At 66.0% G+C, this 18,516-nt stretch carries 15 protein-coding genes; 3 read left to right on the top strand and 12 right to left on the bottom strand.

Annotation, left to right across the window (positions count from 1 at the left end):
- Together AC1RLU_RS12250 and AC1RLU_RS12245 are read right to left on the bottom strand one after the other, a co-directional pair.
- Positions 1–762, bottom strand: coding sequence for an amino acid ABC transporter ATP-binding protein (locus AC1RLU_RS12250; protein ID WP_492795830.1), 762 nt, complete (start codon positions 760–762; stop codon positions 1–3).
- The gene (locus tag AC1RLU_RS12245) at positions 762–1,628 is read right to left on the bottom strand and encodes a substrate-binding periplasmic protein (RefSeq protein ID WP_492795828.1); all 867 of its coding nucleotides are present in this window, start codon (positions 1,626–1,628) and stop codon (positions 762–764) included. Before AC1RLU_RS12245 ends, AC1RLU_RS12250 begins: the two co-directional genes overlap by 1 nt.
- 103 nt (positions 1,629–1,731) lie before the next feature.
- Here AC1RLU_RS12245 and AC1RLU_RS12240 point away from each other — a divergent pair, with 103 nt between their 5' ends.
- The gene (locus AC1RLU_RS12240; RefSeq protein ID WP_492795827.1) at positions 1,732–2,799 is read left to right on the top strand and encodes an NAD/NADP octopine/nopaline dehydrogenase family protein; all 1,068 of its coding nucleotides are present in this window, start codon (positions 1,732–1,734) and stop codon (positions 2,797–2,799) included.
- 90 nt (positions 2,800–2,889) lie between these two features.
- Here AC1RLU_RS12240 and AC1RLU_RS12235 read toward each other — a convergent pair whose 3' ends face one another.
- On the bottom strand, positions 2,890–7,011 hold the full coding sequence (locus tag AC1RLU_RS12235; RefSeq protein WP_492795825.1) for an autotransporter domain-containing protein: 4,122 nt from the start codon (positions 7,009–7,011) through the stop codon (positions 2,890–2,892).
- A gap of 266 nt (positions 7,012–7,277) precedes the next feature.
- Entirely contained in the window at positions 7,278–7,880 is a 603-nt protein-coding gene (locus AC1RLU_RS12230) for a hypothetical protein (RefSeq protein WP_492795823.1), read from the bottom strand.
- A 278-nt stretch (positions 7,881–8,158) separates the two neighbouring features.
- Here AC1RLU_RS12230 and AC1RLU_RS12225 point away from each other — a divergent pair, with 278 nt between their 5' ends.
- Positions 8,159–9,604, top strand: a complete 1,446-nt coding sequence (locus AC1RLU_RS12225; protein ID WP_113585366.1) for an ATP-binding protein — start codon at positions 8,159–8,161, stop codon at positions 9,602–9,604.
- Positions 9,601–10,290, top strand: a complete 690-nt coding sequence (locus AC1RLU_RS12220) for a response regulator transcription factor (RefSeq protein WP_492795822.1) — start codon at positions 9,601–9,603, stop codon at positions 10,288–10,290. The genes AC1RLU_RS12225 and AC1RLU_RS12220 overlap by 4 nt, the downstream gene beginning before the upstream one ends.
- A gap of 59 nt (positions 10,291–10,349) precedes the next feature.
- Here the strand turns inward: AC1RLU_RS12220 and AC1RLU_RS12215 are convergent, their stop codons facing one another.
- From AC1RLU_RS12215 to AC1RLU_RS12180, 8 genes are all read right to left on the bottom strand, one after another.
- Complete coding sequence (locus AC1RLU_RS12215; protein WP_492795821.1) at positions 10,350–11,339, bottom strand: PLP-dependent cysteine synthase family protein; 990 nt, start codon at positions 11,337–11,339, stop codon at positions 10,350–10,352.
- 65 nt (positions 11,340–11,404) lie between these two features.
- A complete protein-coding gene (locus AC1RLU_RS12210; RefSeq protein ID WP_492795819.1) occupies positions 11,405–12,334 on the bottom strand; it encodes an ABC transporter substrate-binding protein in 930 nt (309 codons plus the stop codon).
- Positions 12,335–12,360: 26 nt separating this feature from the next.
- Positions 12,361–14,139, bottom strand: a complete 1,779-nt coding sequence (locus tag AC1RLU_RS12205; RefSeq protein ID WP_492795817.1) for an amino acid ABC transporter permease/ATP-binding protein — start codon at positions 14,137–14,139, stop codon at positions 12,361–12,363.
- A 30-nt stretch (positions 14,140–14,169) separates the two neighbouring features.
- Positions 14,170–14,310, bottom strand: a complete 141-nt coding sequence (locus AC1RLU_RS12200; RefSeq protein ID WP_492795815.1) for a hypothetical protein — start codon at positions 14,308–14,310, stop codon at positions 14,170–14,172.
- A gap of 11 nt (positions 14,311–14,321) precedes the next feature.
- Positions 14,322–15,680 carry an LLM class flavin-dependent oxidoreductase gene (locus AC1RLU_RS12195; protein ID WP_492795813.1) on the bottom strand — a complete coding sequence of 453 codons (1,359 nt, stop codon included), beginning with the start codon at positions 15,678–15,680 and terminating at the stop codon, positions 14,322–14,324.
- Between the two features lie 19 nt (positions 15,681–15,699).
- Positions 15,700–16,698 (bottom strand): MsnO8 family LLM class oxidoreductase, encoded by a 999-nt coding sequence (locus AC1RLU_RS12190; protein WP_492795811.1) that lies wholly within the window; start codon positions 16,696–16,698, stop codon positions 15,700–15,702.
- A gap of 14 nt (positions 16,699–16,712) precedes the next feature.
- Complete coding sequence (locus AC1RLU_RS12185) at positions 16,713–17,309, bottom strand: flavin reductase family protein (RefSeq protein WP_492795810.1); 597 nt, start codon at positions 17,307–17,309, stop codon at positions 16,713–16,715.
- 249 nt (positions 17,310–17,558) lie between these two features.
- On the bottom strand, positions 17,559–18,185 hold the full coding sequence (locus AC1RLU_RS12180; protein ID WP_492795809.1) for a GNAT family N-acetyltransferase: 627 nt from the start codon (positions 18,183–18,185) through the stop codon (positions 17,559–17,561).
- Between the last annotated feature and the right edge of the window lie 331 nt (positions 18,186–18,516).

Raw genomic sequence — 18,516 nt, 5'->3', positions numbered from 1 at the left:
CTAGGCCTCCTTGCCGCGATAATTGCGCAGGAAGCTGCTGAGGCGCGGATTGACGGACTGGCGGAAGATCGCGTCGGGCGTCCCCTGCTCGACGATGACGCCTTCGTCCATGAAGATCACCCGGTCGGCGGCCTGCCGGGCGAAAGCCATCTCATGGGTCACGACCACCATGGTCTGGCCCTTCGCCTTCATCTCCTGCATCACCGCGAGGACCTCGCCGACGAGTTCGGGGTCGAGCGCGGAGGTCGGCTCGTCGAAGAGGTAGAGCTTCGGCGCCATCGCCATCGAGCGCGCGATGGCGACGCGCTGCTGCTGGCCGCCCGAAAGCTCGGCCGGAAAGGCCTTGGCCTTGTGGCGCAGGCCGACCTGCTCGAGCGCTGCCAGCGCCCGCTCCGAGGCTTCCGCCCCCTTCAGCTTCAGCACCTTCGACAGGGCGAGGCTGACATTCCGCTCGGCCGTGAAATGCGGATAGAGATTGAAGGCCTGGAAGACCATGCCGATATCGCGCCGGATCTTGCTCAGGTTGACGCGCTTTCCGGTGATCTCGATATCGTCGAGGTGGATGGAGCCGGCTTGCGGCTCCTCCAGGCGATTGATGCAGCGCAGCAGCGTCGACTTGCCGGAGCCCGACGGGCCGATGATCGCGACCAGCTCGCCGGCGGCGACATCGAGGTCGATGCCCTTGAGGATCGGGACGGCACCGAAGCTCTTCTCGATCCCCCGCATTTTCAGCAGGGCCCTGGCAGGCGCGCTTGCGGCCATCACTTGCAATCCGGCTTGTGATAGCTGCGCTCGTAGCCTTCGAGCCCGATCGGGCCATAGCCGGCGAAGACCTTCATGCTGGAATCGGCCGGATCGGGCTGCTCGCCGAACCATTTCTCGTGCAGGCCTTGCAGCGTGCCGTCGAGCTTCATGCATTCCAGCGCGTTCTCGACCTGGTTGCGCAATTCCCTGGCGTCCTTGCGGAAGCCGTAGCCGAGATCGTAGTCGACGAAGATTCGGTGCACGACCTTCATGCGGCGGTTCTTCGAGGCCGCGTACTGGCCGACATTGAGGTTGACCACATCGGCATCGGCGCGCTTGGCGATCACGGCCTGCAATGCGTCGCTGTCCTTGTCGTAGCGTTGGATCTTGTAGCCGTACTTGGCCTCGTTCGCCGTCGCCCAGGTATCGGTGAAGCTGCCGCTATTGGTCGCGAGCACCTTGCCACGCAGGTCCTCGGGCTTGGTGATGCTGTCGTCGTCGGAGCGCGTGACCAGGCCGATCCCGCCGGTCAGGTAACCTTCGGTGAAGAGCAGCTGCGCTGCGCGCTCCTTGGTCATGGACATCGGGGCGACGATCATGTCGTAGCGCCCGGCGAAGAGGCCCGCGAAGATCGCGGAGAAATTGACGTCGACGACTTCGACACCGGTGCGGCCGATGCGCCGGGCGATGTCCTTCGCAACCTCGATCGAGAACCCCTCGATTTCGCCGGAAGGCTGGCGCATCGCCCACGGCGCATAGCCGACATCGGCCGCGATCTTCAGCGGCTCCGCTGCTGCGCCGGACAGGGTCGCAGCCAGGAGGCCGGCGGCGCCGGCTGCCAGGCTGATCTTCCTTCGCAACAGGATAATGAAGTCTAACGTCATTGGATTTCCCCTCGTTTGATTGACATTATTTTGATGAACATTAAACGTACGGACGACCGGATGACAACATGATCATCCGTGATATGCAAGGGGGAGGCAGGGCATGGCGGTTCTGAACTACGCATTGATCGGGCTCGGCGGAGCAGGTGCGGGCTTTGCGGTCGCTGTCGCAGCGCGGGGTGCGCGCATTAGCGGATGGTATGACTGCGACGATGCGGTGCGTTCATCGACCGACATGGCCGGGGGGCTGTCCTTCGAGGGGCTGGGCGGGCAGGGGGCGGTTGCCCTGCCGAAAAGTGCGGCGGATGGCGCTGCGGCCGTCGCCGGAGCGGATGTCGTCGTGGTCTCCACCACCGCTGACCGGCATGCGGCCGTGGCACGCGAGATCGCGCCCGGTCTCGCGCCCGGCCAGATGGTCGTGCTGCATTGCGGCTATGTCGGCGGTTCCAAGGTCTTCGCCGACGCACTGATTTCAGCAGGCAATCCCCAGGGCGTCGCGGTCTTCGAACTCAACAACACGCTGCATCTGGCCGGGAAGCTCAATCCATCGACCGTCGTGCTCAAGGGGCAGAAGCGCTGGCTCGAGCTCGCCGGCCTGCCCGAAGCGAAGGACAATCCGCATTACGCGGCCTTCCTCGAGCAGTTCCCGGAATTCACTTATTCCGCAAACGTGCTCGAAAGCGGCCTGAACAACCCGAACTGCATCGGCCACGTTCCCGCCTATATCGGCGGCGCGATGACGCTGGACCGTGACATGGGCGATCTGACGACCGGCATCCTACATTTCGACGAGGCGCGCATGGGCCGGGTCAATGTCATCGCCGCCGCGCTGGAGCAGGAGCGCGATCAGGTGATGCGGGCGGCCGGGCTCACGCCGCTGCCGTCCGCCACCTTCTCCCAGCGGGCCTATCCGGCGGGAACGCGGCTGTTCGGCGCCATCCCTCGCTTCGGGCCCAAGTTGCAGAAGCGATTCCTGCATGAGGATGTGCCCTGCTCGCTCGTGCCCCTGGAAGTCCTCGGTCGTCAGGTCGGCGCCACGACGCCGTTGACGACCGCTCTGATCGCCATTGCGAACATTCTGGAGGCCGTCGATTTTCGGGCGATCGGCCGGGACGAGCGGGTTCTGTCGGCGGAGTGGATGCGCACGCACTCCCCCGGCCTGCGTCAATAACAGGTCGGGGACTGAAGGCCGGCCAGCCTGGAACGATATCGGGCGCCGGTCGGCCTGCGCGATCTTGCGCCTGCACGACCATCGCTGCCTTCAGAAGCTGACTCTGATCCGGGCCGATCCACCGAGGCGGCTGCTGTTGGCGGAGAGCTCTCCGTCGAGGTTGAGGCCGAAGGTGACGCGTTCGGAGAGCCTGGCGTTGAGGCCGGCGCTGAGGAGGGCGCTGTTGCGGTCTGCCTGGGCCCCGGTCGCGGTGAAGCTCGCGCCCGGCAGCCCGATCAGGCTTGCGGTCAGATCCGCATCGCGCCGGAAATAATGCCCCCAGGCCGCCCGGACATAGCCCGTGACCGGAACCGAACCGAGCACGGTATCGGCATCGAGCTGCAGGCCGAGTTCGCTGCGGGCGGTGACGTCGCTGCGCCCGCCGAGTGCGAGTGCCCCGGCATTGGCGCCGGCCCAGTTTGCCTCGACCACCACAGGGCTATGCGCCCGGGTCGCCTGGATCGCCGCCAGCGGCGAGACCGTGAAGCCGTTCCAGCCGAGCAGCGCGGCACTCGCCTGCAACCTGCCGCTCCAGGCCGTCGTCGCATAGGAGGACGAGAGGCTCGAGCCCAGGGCCGGAATGCCGCGGCTGACATCATTCTCCAGCCGGGCATAGCTCAGCGCCCCGCCGAGCTTCACCAGGCCGAGCTGTGTCATGCCGTAGAGGCCGGCCTGGAACACGTCGGCGTCGATCTTGCCGATCAGGCCCGGCAGCGAGGCCCGCGCCTTGCCGCCCGAGACCGCGACGCCCGCCACTGTCCCCGGCAACAGCCGGATATCGATGCCCGTTGCGAGATGCGCGTCGTCGATCGTGCGCTTCGCCGAGCCGATCGCGGCGTCACCACCGGTGCGGCCATAGGAGCCATAGGCCGAGCCCCAGACCGAGTAGAACGGGGTGTCGAGGCGTGAGGGAAGGGCGGGTTCGTCCGCGCCCTTGCGCATGAGGCCGGAGAACGCCGCTGTGCCCGGTCCGACGCCGTTACCATTCAGCCGCCCGGCCGCGAACGGGTCGAGCATGATACGCAGAAACTGGTCGGAGGCGAGGCTCGCCATCGCAGGCGCCGCGGTATGAATCTCGCCCGACAAGCTGTTCACCGCTGCCGGGATCGCGGCTGCCGGCAGGTTGTAGATCCCGAACAGCGTCGACGGATCGCCGCCATTCTCGACCGCCGTGTCGATCGAGCGCGCGACGGCATAGGCATTGCGCGGATGGGTCACGCCGAGCGTCGGCGAGCCCGGTGGCGAGCCGGGATCCCCGGGCCCCTCGGGCGTGAGCGGCTTCGGCGTCAGCGTCAGCAGCACGTCATTGGTGGTGTAACTCACCGTCGTGGTCACGCCGTCGCCGAAGGTTCCCGCCGTGTCGACCGGGCTGAAGGTGCCTGTTCGTCCTCCCGCCGCCGAGAGCAGCGTGTAGGCGCTGTTGAACGCATAGGCGCCGCCGAGCGGCGCCAGACGCAGCGTCCCCGCCAGCGCGGCCGTGCCGGTCACGTTGACGCGGTCCGAGACCGCGCCCTGGATTTCGGCGAGATAGGTCGAGCCGGGGTTGAAGGTCAGGTTGCCGTTGACCGTCAGCGTGCCCGGCGAGTTTCCGGGCGAGAGGGTGCCGCCATTGAGCACCGTCGTCGGGATAACGCCTGTGCCGCCCAGCAGCGCGCCGGTCGCCACCGTCACGCCGGAGGAGGACGCGATCGAGCCGTTCACGATCAGCGAGCCGCCATCGACCGACGTCGCGCCGGTATAGCCGTTGGTTCCGGCCAGGGTGAACGAGCCCGTGCCCACCTTGGTCAGGGAGCCCTCGCCGTTGAACCCGAGATCGCCGCTGAAGACGGTGCTCGTATTGTTCGTCCCTGTCGTCAGCGCCCGGCCGGGATCGAACCACACGTTTGTGCCCGTCGCACCGGCGAGCGAGCCGATCTGCTGGTCGGCGACCACCGCGAACAACGAGTGGGCGCCGGTCAGGCTGACGGCGACCGTGGGGGACAGGGCGTTCGCCGCCAGGACGGTGAATGACGCGCCATTGGCGATGTTGATCGCGGACGAATTCCGGATGGCCGCGCCAGGGCCAACGCGTACTCCCCCGCCGACGACATGGGTCGGGCCGGTATAGGTGTTGATCCCAATGAGATCGAGCAGGCCTTCGCCTGACTTCGTCAGGCTGCCGGAGCCGGAAATCGTGCCCCAATAGGAGTAGTGCGCGGTGCTGTTCACCGTCAGCGTCGCGCTGCCGAGAGCGACGTCCGTACCGGGATTCCCCGCCAATCCCTTCACGGTTTGGTCGTGGCCGTTGAGGTCCCAGCTACCCGCAGTGAGCTGTATGCCGGCCGAAGCGGTCAAGGCGTTGGCCACGCCCATGCGCAAGGTGCCGGCGTTGATGGTGGTCATGCCGGTGTAGCTCTGTGCATTGGCAATGGTGAGAGCGGAGCCCGCCACGCCCGCCAATGTGAAGCTGCCATCTCCCGAGATGGTCCCGGAATAGGTGCCCAGGCCCTGGAAAACGACACCGCGTGTACCGGCTCCCGTCGCGAAGGTCAGGTTGCCGGCCATGCTGGCGGCGTTGCCGGTCAGCGTCCCCTCCCGGATCGACCAGTTCTGGTTGCCGGGGCCCGACAGCGTCCAGGTCGACGAACCCGTCTTCTCGTAGGTCGTGAAGCCGGTATGCGAGGCCACGAGGTTGCCGATATTGACGCTGCCATCCGTAGCGCCACCCAGCGCCAGGACATTGTTGGTGCCGCCGCCCTGCACCACGACATTGCCGTCGGTCGTCGAGCCTGCCCGGATCTCGAAGCGGTTGTTGCTGCCGAAGAGCGCGACCGCATTGGCGCGCGTCACGCCGTCGCCGGACAGCCCGCCCGCGATCGTCCCCGAATTGACGATGGAGATGCCGCCGCTCGCCGCGCCGACGATGCCGACGCCGCCAACGCCGTGGCTGCTGGAAGCGGCGGTGCCGCCATTGCCACCGGAAATCGTCCCGGCATTGTCCAGGCTCGCGGTCTGGCCGTCCCGGAAGATGATGCCGGCCCCGCCGACGCCCGCGACATAGACTGGGTTGAGGTCGGACTGGTTCCCGCCCGCCCCGCCGGTGATGCTGCCGCCTGTCATATTGGCGATCGAGTCGCCCCAGGCTTCCAGGCCGGCGCCGCCTCGGCCGTAGCCGGTCCCGCCTGCGTGCGAATCGCCTCCCTTGCCGCCTGTGATCGCGGCCCGATTGTCGATGATGCCGAGATTGCTCAGCACACCGGAACCGCCGGAGCCGGCCCAGGCGCCTGTCCCGCCCGCGCCGCCGGTGATCGAGCCGGCCTGATGGGACAAGCTGCCGCCATTGTACAGGAACAGTCCGGCGCCGCCGTGCCCGCTCTCATAATCGTCACCGCCCTGGCCGCCGGCGATGACGCTGGTGCCGCCCGCTCCGGCTGCGACGGTGATCGTGCCGCCGTTCAGCAGCACCAGCCCGGCGCCGCCGGCTCCGGCTCCCGCACCGATGCCGCCGCCAGCGCCGCCGCCGCCTGAGACAGCGAAGCCATTCGTATTCATGGCAACTCCGGCGCCGGTCAAGACGAGGCCGCCACCCCCACCCCCACCGCCGCCGCCGCCGGCAAGGGGCCCTCCCGAGGAACCGGCCGCCCCCGCGCCACCGGCATAGGCCGAGCCGAGCGACAGGGGGGAGGTCGTATTGAGGAGGTTGCCGCCGCCGCCGGTTCCGCCCACTCCGCCATTGCCGGGGAATCCGGGATCAAAGCCGCCAACACCGCCGCCGCCGCCGCCGCCGGCCGCCAGGTTATTGGGAGCGCCCGGCGCCCCGCCCGCTCCGCCAAGCCCGCCGACGTCATTGGCGCCGGCTCCCCCGGCCGAGGCTGATCCGCCGGGCGTCTGCGCGGCCGAACCGCCGTCGCTCCCAACAATGCCGAAGCCGCGGTCGCCACCACCGCCGCCACCGCCGGCGATGCCGCCGAGGCCGAAGGAATAGCCCGCGCCGTTGCCGCCGCCCTGGGTGATCTGCTGCGCAGATGCGGCTTGCGGCCATTGCGGCAGTCCCGCGCCGAGCGACAAGGCGAGGGCCAGGCAGGTGCGGGACGTCGTCAGGCGCAGGCTGCTTCGTCGCTGGGCAAGGGAACTGGAGACCGGGCCGATGGCTTCACCGGCAACAGCCGGAGACGTAGCATGCGATCCCGGCATAGAGGTCATCGGCGTCGTGGCGCTGCGGGATGCGGGCGCGCATTTCAGCAAATCGCGGCTGCGAAGCGTCATCATTCCCCCTGCCGAGTGACCGGATCGGGAGCCCGTTCGTCACTCATCTCGCGACATCGTCGGTGGCATTGCGCTCGGCGCCGCGTCGACGGTTCCGGCAACCGCCTGGCGAAGAACGAAGCAAGCCGATTCTCAGGTTAGATTTCTGCCTCTGGTCAGGCTACCGTTGAATTCAGTTGAATTCTGACAGATTCTTACGAAATACCTGACGCTACGGCATGTTGTTTCGTATCAATCGGGACGATAACCGAATTTTCGGAGAAATCGCCGTCGGATAATGCTGCAGCGGCCATGGTTGAACGCATGGCGGCTTGATACAAAGCTCCGGAATCGTCGTCGATGTCGAATTTCAAGGTCGGATACGCGGGAAGATCCGGTGGCGGGTTGAAGTAAACCTGAGAGACGAAATGCAGGACCTCGGAGCCGTTCGTATCGCAGAGGCCATGCCGAAAGCAGAAGCCTCCATCCGGGACCCGGCCACAGTAGCGGGCCGTGACATGCACGGCTCCATGCACCTTGTTCGACGCCGGTTGCGGCAATCCCGCCCCGGCGATCACCACGCTCCGGACCCGGCCCCGATGAACGCCGCACACCTCGCTGCGCCATTTCACGGCGGCGGATCGTGCCGCCATCCGCAACCAGGGCTCGGCGATGCCGCCTCCCGCCTCGGCATCGCGCAACGGAAGGCGAGCCGGGATGAAGACCTCGTCGGTGGGCACCGACCAGCCGGCGGTCCAGCGATCAAGCAACCTGGACTTGAGGGCTTCGACGGCCCCGAACAGCACGCGAACATACATCCGCAATCTCCCCCTTGTGAGAGCGGTGTCGGCAAGGCGTCTTTTCACGCGGCGATCGGGCCACTGCCCTGTGACCGTCGGTCAGTCTTGCCTCAGTCAGGGCGCCAAAAGTATTTTGTATTGGGTAAATCAAAATAGGGGCGGATTTCTACCTATGAATTCGTTCAGATTCTGACGAAATCAAACATGAATATCTTATAATGAATCTATACATAGGTTATTAAGGGTAGAATTTTATCCAATATCGAGTATTGGCTAGGGCATGAGAATGCGGCGAGATGCTTGATCTCAAAACGGTCCTGATCGTGGCATTGGCGACTGCAAGTCTGCAGGCGGTGGCCTGGGTCTTCGTCTGGCGGGCCTGGCGCCATCTCTACGAGCTCAAATTCCTTGCGGCGGGCTTTGGAGCGATTGCCGTCGGCCTCCTCCTGATGATCATCCGTGGTCCGGAGCCGGGTGCCCTGGCTATCGTGCTGCACAACACGGTCATCAAATTGGGACTCGTCCTGCTCGCGGAGGGGCTGGCCCGCTTCCTGGGGCAGCCGCGCTATACCTGGATCGGCATCTCGCTCCTGGTTCTGCAGATCGCCGTCTGGAGCGCGGCCGTCGCGATCGACCCGGACGACATCGCGACCCGGATTTACAGCTCGACCGTCTTTACCGTGATCATGATGTCGGTGATGTGCCTGGGCCTCGTGCGGGACCGGACGCAACCCCCGCTCCTGCGCCTGATCACCATCGCCATTCTCGCCGAGTACATGGCGGCCAGCATCCTGCAGAGCGTCCTCGAATATCGCCTGCCCGCCGATTTCGACGGTGGCCCGATTCTGGCGGACCGCAACGCCTGGTACCTGTTGCAGGGCACGCTTTTCCTGATCGCGTTGTTCGCCTGCCTGCTCTTCATGGTCAGTTCGCGGCTCTCCGCCGATCTGCGCAGGAAGCACGACGCCCTGTTGCAGGAAGTGGAGGAGCGCCGCAGGCTCGCAAGCCGGCTGAATGCCAGCATCGAGGCCGAGCGGGCCCTGCGCGATGAACAAGCGGATTTCATGCGCGTGGTCAGCCATGAGTTCCGCACGCCACTCGCGATCATCCGCAACGCCGTCGACATGATCGGTCTCGTCGGCGACAGGTCGCCCGAAGCCACGCGAGAGCGCCTCTCCGGCATCGGCGAGGCGCTCAATCGCCTCTTCTCCCTCATCGACAGATTCATGGCGGATGACCGCGAGAACGGCTTCCAGCCCGAACCGGTCCAGCTCGGCTCCCTGATCGGGGATGCGCGCCTGCATTTCGAGATGACGGCACGCGGCGGCAGGCTCCATTTTGCCGTGGCCGACGAAGCCGCCTCCCTTCATGCCGACCCGGAAATGCTCGGGACGGTCATCATCAACCTGATCGACAACGCCTTGAAATATGCACCCGACGACCCGGCGATCCGCATCGAAGCCTGGGAGGAAGCGGCTTCCGTCGTGATCCAGGTTCGCGACCGGGGCATCGGCATTCCCCATGCCGAAGAAAGCAAGATCGGGCGCCGCTTCTTTCGCGCCTCCAACGCCAAGGCGATCACCGGCACCGGCCTGGGGCTCTACGCAGCGCGCAAGTTCCTGGCCTATCACGGCGGAACCCTGCAGCTCGTCTCCGACAACGGCGAGGGTACGACGGCCATCGTGCGCGTGCCGTCGTCGCGTGAGGCTGCCGCCGATTTGCCAGAGGAGACTGCAGCGTGACGCAGATTCTGATCGTCGAGGACGAAACGCGGCTGCGCAAGGACCTGGTCGATTTCCTGGGGCTGTGCGGCTTCTCGGCCAGCGGGGTCGCCTCAGCGCAGGAATTGCGCCAGGCGCTCGCAACCGGCCACGCGGCCGACATCATCATTCTCGATGTCGGCCTGCCCGATGGAAACGGCTTCGAGCTCGCCAGCCAGATTCGCGAAACCCATCACTGCGGCATCATCATGCTGACGGCGCTCGGCGACAGCGACGACCGCATCCGTGGCTTCGAGAGCGGAGCGGACATCTATCTCGTCAAGCACAGCACGCTGCGCGAGATCGAGGCGGCCATTCGCAGCCTGCTGCGGCGGAGCGGAAACCCGCCCAGCGCGGCGACCGGCATCAGCGATCAATGGCTGCTGGACGGCACGAATTGGATTCTGGTCGCACCCAATCTCCGTTCGCTCAAGCTGACCGCGACCGAATTTGCCTTCATGAGTGCGTTGTGCAGCCGCGGCGGCGACATCTGCCAGCGCGAGGAATTGATGGAGACGCTTGCCCGCCCACGGTCGAACTTCGGCAATCGCCACCTCGACGCCATCGTCAGCCGCCTGCGCCGCAAGATCGAGGAGCGCACCAGCCTGCCAGCGCCGATCAAGGTCGTCTACGGCGTCGGCTATACCTTTACCGCAACCTTGCAATGACCATCCGTTGAACGGCTGCTGGCGCCTGCCTGCATCCGACGCACGCTGATGGCTTTCGATCAGGCGGCGGCTCGATCCGGCGCGGGCGCCTTTTTCGCTCCAGGCCCGAGTTTCGGCGGGCTGAGATAGCGCTCGCCGCTATCGGCGATAACCGCGACGATGGTCTTGCCGGCATTTTCGGGCCGCCGACCGAGCTCGGAGGCGGCGTAGAGCACGGCGCCGGAGGAGGTTCCGGCGAGGATGCCCTCCTCCTGCGCCAGCATCTGCGCGAAGTGGCGGGCCTGGGCGGTCTCGGTCACGATGACCTCGTCGACGACACGCGGGTCGAAATTGTCCGGAAGGTAATCGGCCTCGACTTCGGTGACCTTGTGAACGCCCTCGATGCTGTCCGGATAGGGGTTCTCGACCGAAGGCAGCGAGGCTGCGCCGGGTTCGACCACCACGACCTCCACGTCGCTCTTCTGCTCTTTGAGGAAGCGACCGGTGCCTGAGATGGTGCCGCCGGTGCCGACCGCTGCGACGAAAATGTCGATCTCGCCCTGTGTCGCCCTCCAGATTTCTGGACCGGTCGTCTCGAAATGGACGCGGGGATTAGCCGGATTGCCGCGCTGGTTGGTGTAATACGCATCCGGGTTCTCACGCCGCACTCGTTCGATGATCCGATGGATGGCGCCCGCTTGCAGAAATACCGCATTGTCGATCAGCACGACCTCGGCGCCGTATTGCTGGAGCAGCCGGATCTTGTCCTCGCTGATCGTATTGCGCAGGTAGAATTTCGAGCGATAACCCCGCGCCGCGGCGATAGCGGCGAGGCCGATGCCGGTATTGCCGCTGGTCAGGTCGACGATCAGCTGCCCCGGCTTGAGCAGGCCCCTTTCCTCGGCGTCGCGGATGATGCCCCAGGCGGTGCGGTCCTTGATGCTGCCGGCCGGGTTCAGATACTCGATCTTCGCGAACAGCTTCGCCTTGAGGTTCTGCCTGTCTGCGAAGCGTTGAAGCGGCAGCAGGGGCGTGTTGCCGACGAGCGCAGCGAAGTTGTCGATTCCCATGGCGTTTCTCCCTGAAAAGATCGATGACGGCCGCGCGTCTCACTGACGAGCGGCCGACGCCGATCTCACTTCCTCGGCAAGCCCGGCGGGTTGGTGCGCGATTCGGGGACGGCCTCGCTCGCGAGGTTCCAGCGGGCGAGGACCTTGCCGTAGTTGCCATTCTTGATCTGGCCGTTGAGGGCGGCCGTGATCGCCTCGGCAAGTCCTGCGCCCTTGCGCGTCGTCACTGCGATCTCGGCGGTCAGCGGCCAGCCGCCGCTGAAGTTGCCGGCGAGCCTGGTCTTGCCTTGCGTGGACTGGAAGCCGAGCGTCGGATTGGGGCCGAGATAGGCGTCGGCGCGGCCGCTCTCCAGGGCGATATAGAGCACGACGTCGTCGTCGAAATAGAGCGGCTCGACCGGCTTCAGCCCCGCCTTGACGTTCTGCTCGTTCCAGCGGAGCAGGATCTGCTCCTGATTGGTCCCCGACCCGACGATGACCTTCAACCCGGCCACATCCTTGGGCTCGCGGATCTCGATCGGGTTGCTGGCCTTGACGTAGAAGCCGAGCAGGTCCTGCCGATAGGTCGAAAAGTCGAACTTCTCCTTGCGCTCCTCGGTCACCGTCACGTTCGAAAGCACGGCGTCGTATTTTCCGGAGATGACGCCGAGCGGCCAATCGGCCCACGCCACGTTGACGATTTCCAGCCTGCGCCCCAGCGCGTCGGCGACCAGGCTGGCAAAGTCGATCTCGACGCCGATCTTGGTCCTGTTGTCCTCGGCGAAAGCGGCGAAGGGCAGCCGCACCGAGGCGCTGGCGACGGTAAGGACGCCGTCCTTCACGAATTTTGCGTCCTTGCCGATGGCCTTGATCGCGGCCTCGTCCGGTTCGGCGCGTGGGCGGGTCGCCTGCGCGGCAGAAAGGTCCAGCGCCTGCTGGGCCATGCCGGGCGCGAGGCTCAGGGTCAGGGAAGCGGCGCTGCCGAGCAGGGCGAGCAGGTGTCTGCGGTGGATCATGGAGTGCTTTCTCCGGGAGTGAGCGGTCACAGGACCTTGGCCAGGAATTCGCGGGTGCGGGGATGGTCGGGCGTGCCGAGGACACGGGCCGGCGGGCCGGATTCGACGATGCGGCCGGCTTCCATGAACACCACCTCGTCGGCGACCTCGCGGGCGAAGCCGATCTCGTGGGTGACGATCACCAGCGTCGTGCCCGAGCGGGCGAGTTCCTTGATGACGTCCAGCACCTCGTTGACGAGTTCGGGGTCGAGCGCCGAGGTGGGTTCGTCGAACAGCAGCACTTTGGGCTTCAGGGCCAGAGCGCGGGCGATGGCCACACGCTGCTGCTGGCCCCCGGACAGCTGGCGCGGATAGGCGCCGGCCTTGTCGGCGAGGCCGACACGCGCGAGCAGATTTCGCGCCTCCGCAAGCGCGTGCACGCGAGGAATTCCGCGCACCGAGACCGGTGCCTCGACGATGTTCTCGATGGCCGTGAGGTGCGGGAACAGGTTGAAGTTCTGGAAGACCATGCCGACATCGACGCGGCGCTTCAGGATCTCGCGCTCCTTGAGCTCGTAGAGCGTGTCACCGTCCTGGCGATAGCCGATCAGCGCGCCGTCGATGGTGATGAAGCCCTGGTCGGCGCGCTCGAGATGGTTGATCGCGCGCAACAGCGTGGACTTGCCGGAGCCCGATTGCCCGATGATCGCGGTGACGCTGCCGGATCGCAGGGTGAGGCTGACATTGTCGAGGACTGTGAGCGGGCCGAAGCTCTTCGAGACGCCGCCGATCCTGATCTCGCCGCCGGGGCGGGTCGCGGCAGCGGATGGTGACGGGGCCAGGGCAACATGCTCGCTACCGGGAGCGCGACCCGCCGGCACATGTCGCCTGAGCCATGCGAACGCTTGCGTCAGCGCGGAAGCCGGCGGATTGCGCAAGGCGCCGCGCGAATAATGCCGCTCGATATGGTGCTGCACGAAGGACAGCACGCTGAGGATCACGAGGTACCAGACCGTCGCCACCATCAGCAACGGGATGACCTCGAGATTGCGCCGGTAGATGATCTGGATGGTGTAGAACAGCTCGGGCAGCGCCAGGATATAGACCTGACTGGTGCCCTTCGTCAGCGAGATGATCTCGTTGAAGCCGTTCGGCAGGATCGTCCGCATCGCCTGCGGCAGCACGATGCGGGTGAATTGCCGCCGTTGCGGCAGGCCGAGTGCGGCCGCGGCCTCGTGCTGCCCCTGATCGACCGAGAGGATGCCGCCGCGCACGATTTCGGAGGAGAAGGCCGCCGCATGCAGGGTCAGCCCCAGCACCGCCGCGAAGAAAGGCGTGATCAGCTGCGTCGTCGACCAGGTAGCGAAAGTGATGTCGGTGAACGGAACGCCGAGCCAGACAGTGCTGTAGAGATAGCCGAGGTTGTTCAGGATCAGCAGCAGGACGATCAGCGGCACCGAGCGGAACAGCCAGACATAGGCGAAGGATAGGGAGGCCAGCAGCGACGAGCCCGAGACCCGCGCCAGGGCGAGCAGCGTCCCGAACAGGAAACCGAGCGCGGCGCCCGCGAGCGTTAGCAGCAGCGTGCGACCAAGGCCGGCCAGGACCGGCTCCGAGAAGAACCATTCCGCAAAGACGTCCCAGCCCCAACGCGGGTTGGAGAACACGGAGTTCAGCACCGCGAAGATCACCAGGGCGGCGAAGATGGTGCCGATGGTACGGGCCGGATAGCGCGCGGGCACGATCCGGAACCGGCTGAAATCACCGACATACGGTGCCGTCTGGGCGCGCGCGGGCAGGCCCGCAAGATCGCTGGCGAGGGTCATGATCTGGCTCGTGTGATGGATGTCGGTGCGTCAGCCCGTCCGCAGCTGCGGACGGGTATCCGGCTGCTTGGCCGGCGAAGCGAGCGCGGGCGGCAGGCGGTTTTCGAAGGGCAGGATCCGATAGCTTTCCGGATCGACCGCCTTGGCCCCGGCTGCGACGCGGAAGGTCATCGACGCTTGCCTCAGCCGGCCCTGCGCGCCTGCTCGCCCGCGCCGGCATCGACGTAGCGGCTCGTCTTGCGGGGCAGTCCGAGATGGTCGCGCAACGTCGTGCCCGAGAGCGAGCGGTCATAGACGCCACGCTCTTCCAGCACCGGGATGACCAGCTCGACGAAGTCGGAAAGGCCCTGGCCAAGGACCGGGAAACCGAGCACGAAGCCGTCGGCTGCCTGCTTCTCGACGCGCCCGATCAGCACGTCGGCGATCTCCTCCGCCGTGCCGATCAGATCCGTGCGCGGCGTCGCCGCCTCCAGCGCGGCCTCGCGCAGCGTCTGATGTTTCAGCGCGGCGTTGCGCTTGATGCGGTCGGTGGTGGAGCGGAAACTGTTCTTGCCGATTTCGCCGAGTTCCGGGAAGGGCGCCTCGAGCGGATAGGCCGTGAAGTCGTGATGGTCGAAATAGCGGCCGAGATAGGCCAGCGCCTCGTCGATCGAGACGAGATTGCGGATCGCCTGATACTTCTCCTCCGCTTCGGCATGAGTGCGCCCGACGATGGGGCCGGCGCCAGGGAATATCTTGACGTCGTCGGCACTGCGGCCATGGGCGAGCGCGCTGGTCTTGATGCTGCGGTAGAGGGCCTGGGCATCCTCGAGCGGCACATGATTGGCGAAGACCGCATCGGCATGCCGGCCGGCCAGGCCAATTCCGGCTTCCGAGGCGCCGGCCTGGAAGAGCACAGGCTGTCCCTGCGCCGAGCGCTGGATATTGAGCGGCCCCTCCACCTGGAAGAAGCGGCCCTTGTGGCCCAGCGTATGCAGCTTCTCGCGGTCGAAGAAGCGCCCGCTCTGCCGGTCGCGAACGAAGGCGTCGTCATCCCAGGAATCCCAGAGCCCCTTGGCGACATCGAGATATTCCTGCGCGATCTCGTAACGCAGGGAATGTTCGGGGTGTGGCCGGCTGTAGTTGCGGCCCGAGCCTTCCAACGGTGAGGTCACCGCGTTCCAGCCGGCGCGGCCGCCGCTGATCAGGTCCAGCGAGGCGAACTGCCGGGCGATGGTGAAAGGGTCGCTATAGGATGTCGAGACCGTGCCGACGAGCCCGAGCTTGCGCGTCGTCGTCGCCAGCGCCGACAGGATCGTCAGAGGCTCGAAGCGGTTGAGGAAATGCGGGATCGACTTCTCGTTGATGTAGAGCCCGTCGGCCACGAAGGCGAAGGCGATGCCGTTCTCCTCCGCCTTGCGGGCATTGGCGATGAAGAAGTCCAGATTGACGCTGGCATCGGCCGGATTGGCCGGGTGCCGCCAGGAGTTCATGTGGCTCCCGGCGCCCTGCAGCATCACCCCGAAGGTCAGGCGGGTCTTGCGCGGCTGTGTCTGGGCCATGGCGAGTCTCCGTTGACGATCAAGCGGCGAGAGCAGGCGCTTCACCGGCCAGCAGGCTGACCGATGTGGCGCGAAGCCGCGTCGCCGCGACGGGGGTGTCGATGATGAATTCCGAGACGCCGAAGCGCGCGTGCAGGACGTCCAGTTCCCGGCGAACATCCTCGGCCGTGCCGGACAGGACATGCGGCCTGCGGACCTCGGCTCTGAAATCCGTTGCGCCGGCCTGCCGCGCAAACTCCGCGGCCTGTTCCTCGCTGCCGAGATTGACGCTCTGGCCGTCCGCCAGCGAAACCCGGACGACCCTGAGCTGATCGGTGATGCTGCGCGCTTCTTCGGCAGTCGGGGCTGCGAGCGCTGCGACACTCAGCAGCGGCGTCCCGATGCCGCCGGATTTCGCGTAAGTCTCGAAGCTGCTTTCGAGCGCTTTGGGATCGCCGTTGAGCTGGCCCGCGAAAACGAGCCTCCAGCCCAGTCCGGCGGCAAGCGCGGCACTTTCGGCACTGGCGCCCAGCAAGAAGCGCTCCGGCGGAGCGGACGGTGCTGGAAAGGCCCTGGCGACGTCGATACCCGGCGAAGCCTTGCTTCGGTCGAGCAGATAGCCGTCCAGTTCGCGCAGGAGTTCGCCGAAGGGCGCTGCCTCGGCTTGGCGGGCTCGCAGCGCCCGCGTCGAGAAAGGCAGCCCGCCAGGTGCCTTGCCGATGCCGAGATCGACGCGATCCGGCGCGAGCGTTGCCAGCAGATTGAAGGTCTCCGCCACCTTATAGGGGCTGTAATGGCCGAGCAGCACGCCGCCGCTGCCGATCCTGATGCGCTGGGTGCGGGCCGCAAGATGCGCGATCAGGATCTCTGGCGCGCTGCTGGCGAGTCCAGGGGCTCCGTGATGCTCGGCCAGCCAGAATCGGGCGTAACCCAGTCGCTCGGCCGCCTGTGCGAGCGCGACGCTTCGGCGGATGGCGTCGGTGGCGGGCTCGCCGTCCAGGATCGGACTCTTGTCGAGAAGGCTCAGGCTATAAGGCATGACTCCGCTCGCGCTCAAAAGGCCCGAAGGCCGACGGAAGGAAGCGATTGCTGCGGCGATAGCGGCGATTCGAAGCGCCCGTCGCGGTAGATCAGGGCCGGTTGCTGCCGGCCGATGCGAATCTCGCGGATGCGGCCGATCACGATCGCATGGGTGTGACGCTCGATCAGTTCCTCGACCTCGCAATCCAGCGAGGCCAGCGCGCCATCAAGCAGGGCCGAGCCCGTCACGCCCTCGCTCCAGCGCGCGCCGGCATAGCGCTCTTCGCCCTTCTCGCCGCGGCGGCCGGAGAAACGCTCGGCGACGTCAGCCTGGGAGACGGCCAGGAAGTTGACGGCGAAGGCACCTTGCCGGCGCAGCACCATCGCTGTCGAAGATGCCAGGTTGAGACCGAACATCAGGGTCGGTGGTTCCGCCGAGAGTGACGAAACGGATGTCGCGACCAGCCCGGTCCGCCCGCCATCGCGTCCGCTGGTCACAACGCTCACTCCTCCTGGAAGCTGGCGCATCGCCGCCCTGAACGAGCCTGCGGAGACCGGTCCGGACGAAGCCGGCTCGGGATGCGGTGCGCTGCTGACGATCTTGCGGGATGCGAGCGGCACGATGGTCATCGGATACTCCGAACAGGCTGAAGCGGGCGGGCCGCAAGGAAATGGACGCAACGGCGCTCAAGCCGCCTGGAGCGAGACCCAGGTTGGCCCAATAATCGGATGGAGGAAAACTTGGTGCGGATCGAAATCGACCCGTCATCACAAGTGTCGGGTTCATCTCTGCTTCGATCAAGAGTTCAGATTTGCAAAGATTCCGGCCGGTGCAGATCGATTACCTTCTGGGCGGCGAACATGCACCGCGATTTCACTTCACGCGGCGTCAGAGCGCAGGGCAGCCAGCCGCAAGGCGATCCGGGTCTCCTGCTCCGCCTTGATGGCGGCGACCCGGGCACTTGCCTCCGCGAAGGATGCGGCTGGCGGATGGATCGGGGTTGTCGATGTTGCACCCGCCCTGGCCCCGATGGATTTCTCGAAGGGCAGCGACCGATACAGTTCCGGCTCGACGGACATGTCGAACAGGGGCCGATAGCCGAGCGAACGATACAGATTGGTCGCCTCGGGCTGGCGGAAGCCGGTCGTGAGATAGGCCCGCACATATCCTAGCGCTGCCGCGGCGTCCTCCAGGGCAGCAACGATCCGCCGGGCAAGGCCCTGCCGTCGCATATCCTCGCGCGTCCAGATCCGCTTCAGCTCCACGGTCTCGTCGTCATGGCTCATGAAGGCGCCGCCGGCGATCGTCTCGTCGCCACGACGGAGGAGGATGAATTCGCCCAGCGGCGGCGCGAAGGCCTCCGCCGGATAGCGCATCAGCTCGGAACGTGCGCCGCCGGGGCGGCTATTGGCTCCGTAGCGCCCGTCATATTCCGCTATGAGCCCCTCGACCAGGATTTCGGCACGAGGATCTAGCGGGGAGGTCCTGACGATCAGGTCTGGCATGAAAAGGCTCCGGCAGATGGCGCTGGCTACGGCGCATTATCGGTCGGAGCAGAATATCGGCGGATCTATATCGATCAATACTGCAGAAAAAATAAGTATGATGTTCTTATCTGGCGCGATTATTCGAAAATTACCTTTTGCCAAACTGAGTATTTGTGAACATATCCTGCTCATACGGTCGCGGGAATGGACACGTCTCTGGCGTTTGCTTCGGCGAACTGCGCGCCGTCAGGCGATTTGGGCGGCATCGACCGATTCCCGGTCGATCGGCAGTGTCGATGCGAGCCACGCTCGGCCAGGTCGCAGCCGAGATGGATCGCTTTCATCGCAA

It is taken from the genome of Allobosea sp. GW822-FHT05A11, assembly GCF_058800455.1.
Note: the sequence above shows the minus strand (reverse complement) of the source record. Positions and strands in the feature narration are given on the sequence as shown.

Excerpts from the sequence above, each read along its gene's own strand:
- AC1RLU_RS12225 (WP_113585366.1), top strand. The coding sequence starts at position 8,159 with ATGCTTGATCTCAAAACGGTCCTGATCGTGGCATTGGCGACTGCAAGT.
- AC1RLU_RS12230 (WP_492795823.1), bottom strand. The coding sequence starts at position 7,880 with ATGTATGTTCGCGTGCTGTTCGGGGCCGTCGAAGCCCTCAAGTCCAGG.
- AC1RLU_RS12195 (WP_492795813.1), bottom strand. The coding sequence starts at position 15,680 with ATGGCCCAGACACAGCCGCGCAAGACCCGCCTGACCTTCGGGGTGATG.
- AC1RLU_RS12215 (WP_492795821.1), bottom strand. The coding sequence starts at position 11,339 with ATGGGAATCGACAACTTCGCTGCGCTCGTCGGCAACACGCCCCTGCTG.
- AC1RLU_RS12240 (WP_492795827.1), top strand. The coding sequence starts at position 1,732 with ATGGCGGTTCTGAACTACGCATTGATCGGGCTCGGCGGAGCAGGTGCG.
- AC1RLU_RS12180 (WP_492795809.1), bottom strand. The coding sequence starts at position 18,185 with ATGCCAGACCTGATCGTCAGGACCTCCCCGCTAGATCCTCGTGCCGAA.
- AC1RLU_RS12205 (WP_492795817.1), bottom strand. The coding sequence starts at position 14,139 with ATGACCCTCGCCAGCGATCTTGCGGGCCTGCCCGCGCGCGCCCAGACG.
- AC1RLU_RS12185 (WP_492795810.1), bottom strand. The coding sequence starts at position 17,309 with ATGACCATCGTGCCGCTCGCATCCCGCAAGATCGTCAGCAGCGCACCG.
- AC1RLU_RS12200 (WP_492795815.1), bottom strand. The coding sequence starts at position 14,310 with ATGACCTTCCGCGTCGCAGCCGGGGCCAAGGCGGTCGATCCGGAAAGC.
- AC1RLU_RS12190 (WP_492795811.1), bottom strand. The coding sequence starts at position 16,698 with ATGCCTTATAGCCTGAGCCTTCTCGACAAGAGTCCGATCCTGGACGGC.
- AC1RLU_RS12250 (WP_492795830.1), bottom strand. The coding sequence starts at position 762 with ATGGCCGCAAGCGCGCCTGCCAGGGCCCTGCTGAAAATGCGGGGGATC.
- AC1RLU_RS12245 (WP_492795828.1), bottom strand. The coding sequence starts at position 1,628 with ATGACGTTAGACTTCATTATCCTGTTGCGAAGGAAGATCAGCCTGGCA.
- AC1RLU_RS12210 (WP_492795819.1), bottom strand. The coding sequence starts at position 12,334 with ATGATCCACCGCAGACACCTGCTCGCCCTGCTCGGCAGCGCCGCTTCC.
- AC1RLU_RS12235 (WP_492795825.1), bottom strand. The coding sequence starts at position 7,011 with ATGCCGGGATCGCATGCTACGTCTCCGGCTGTTGCCGGTGAAGCCATC.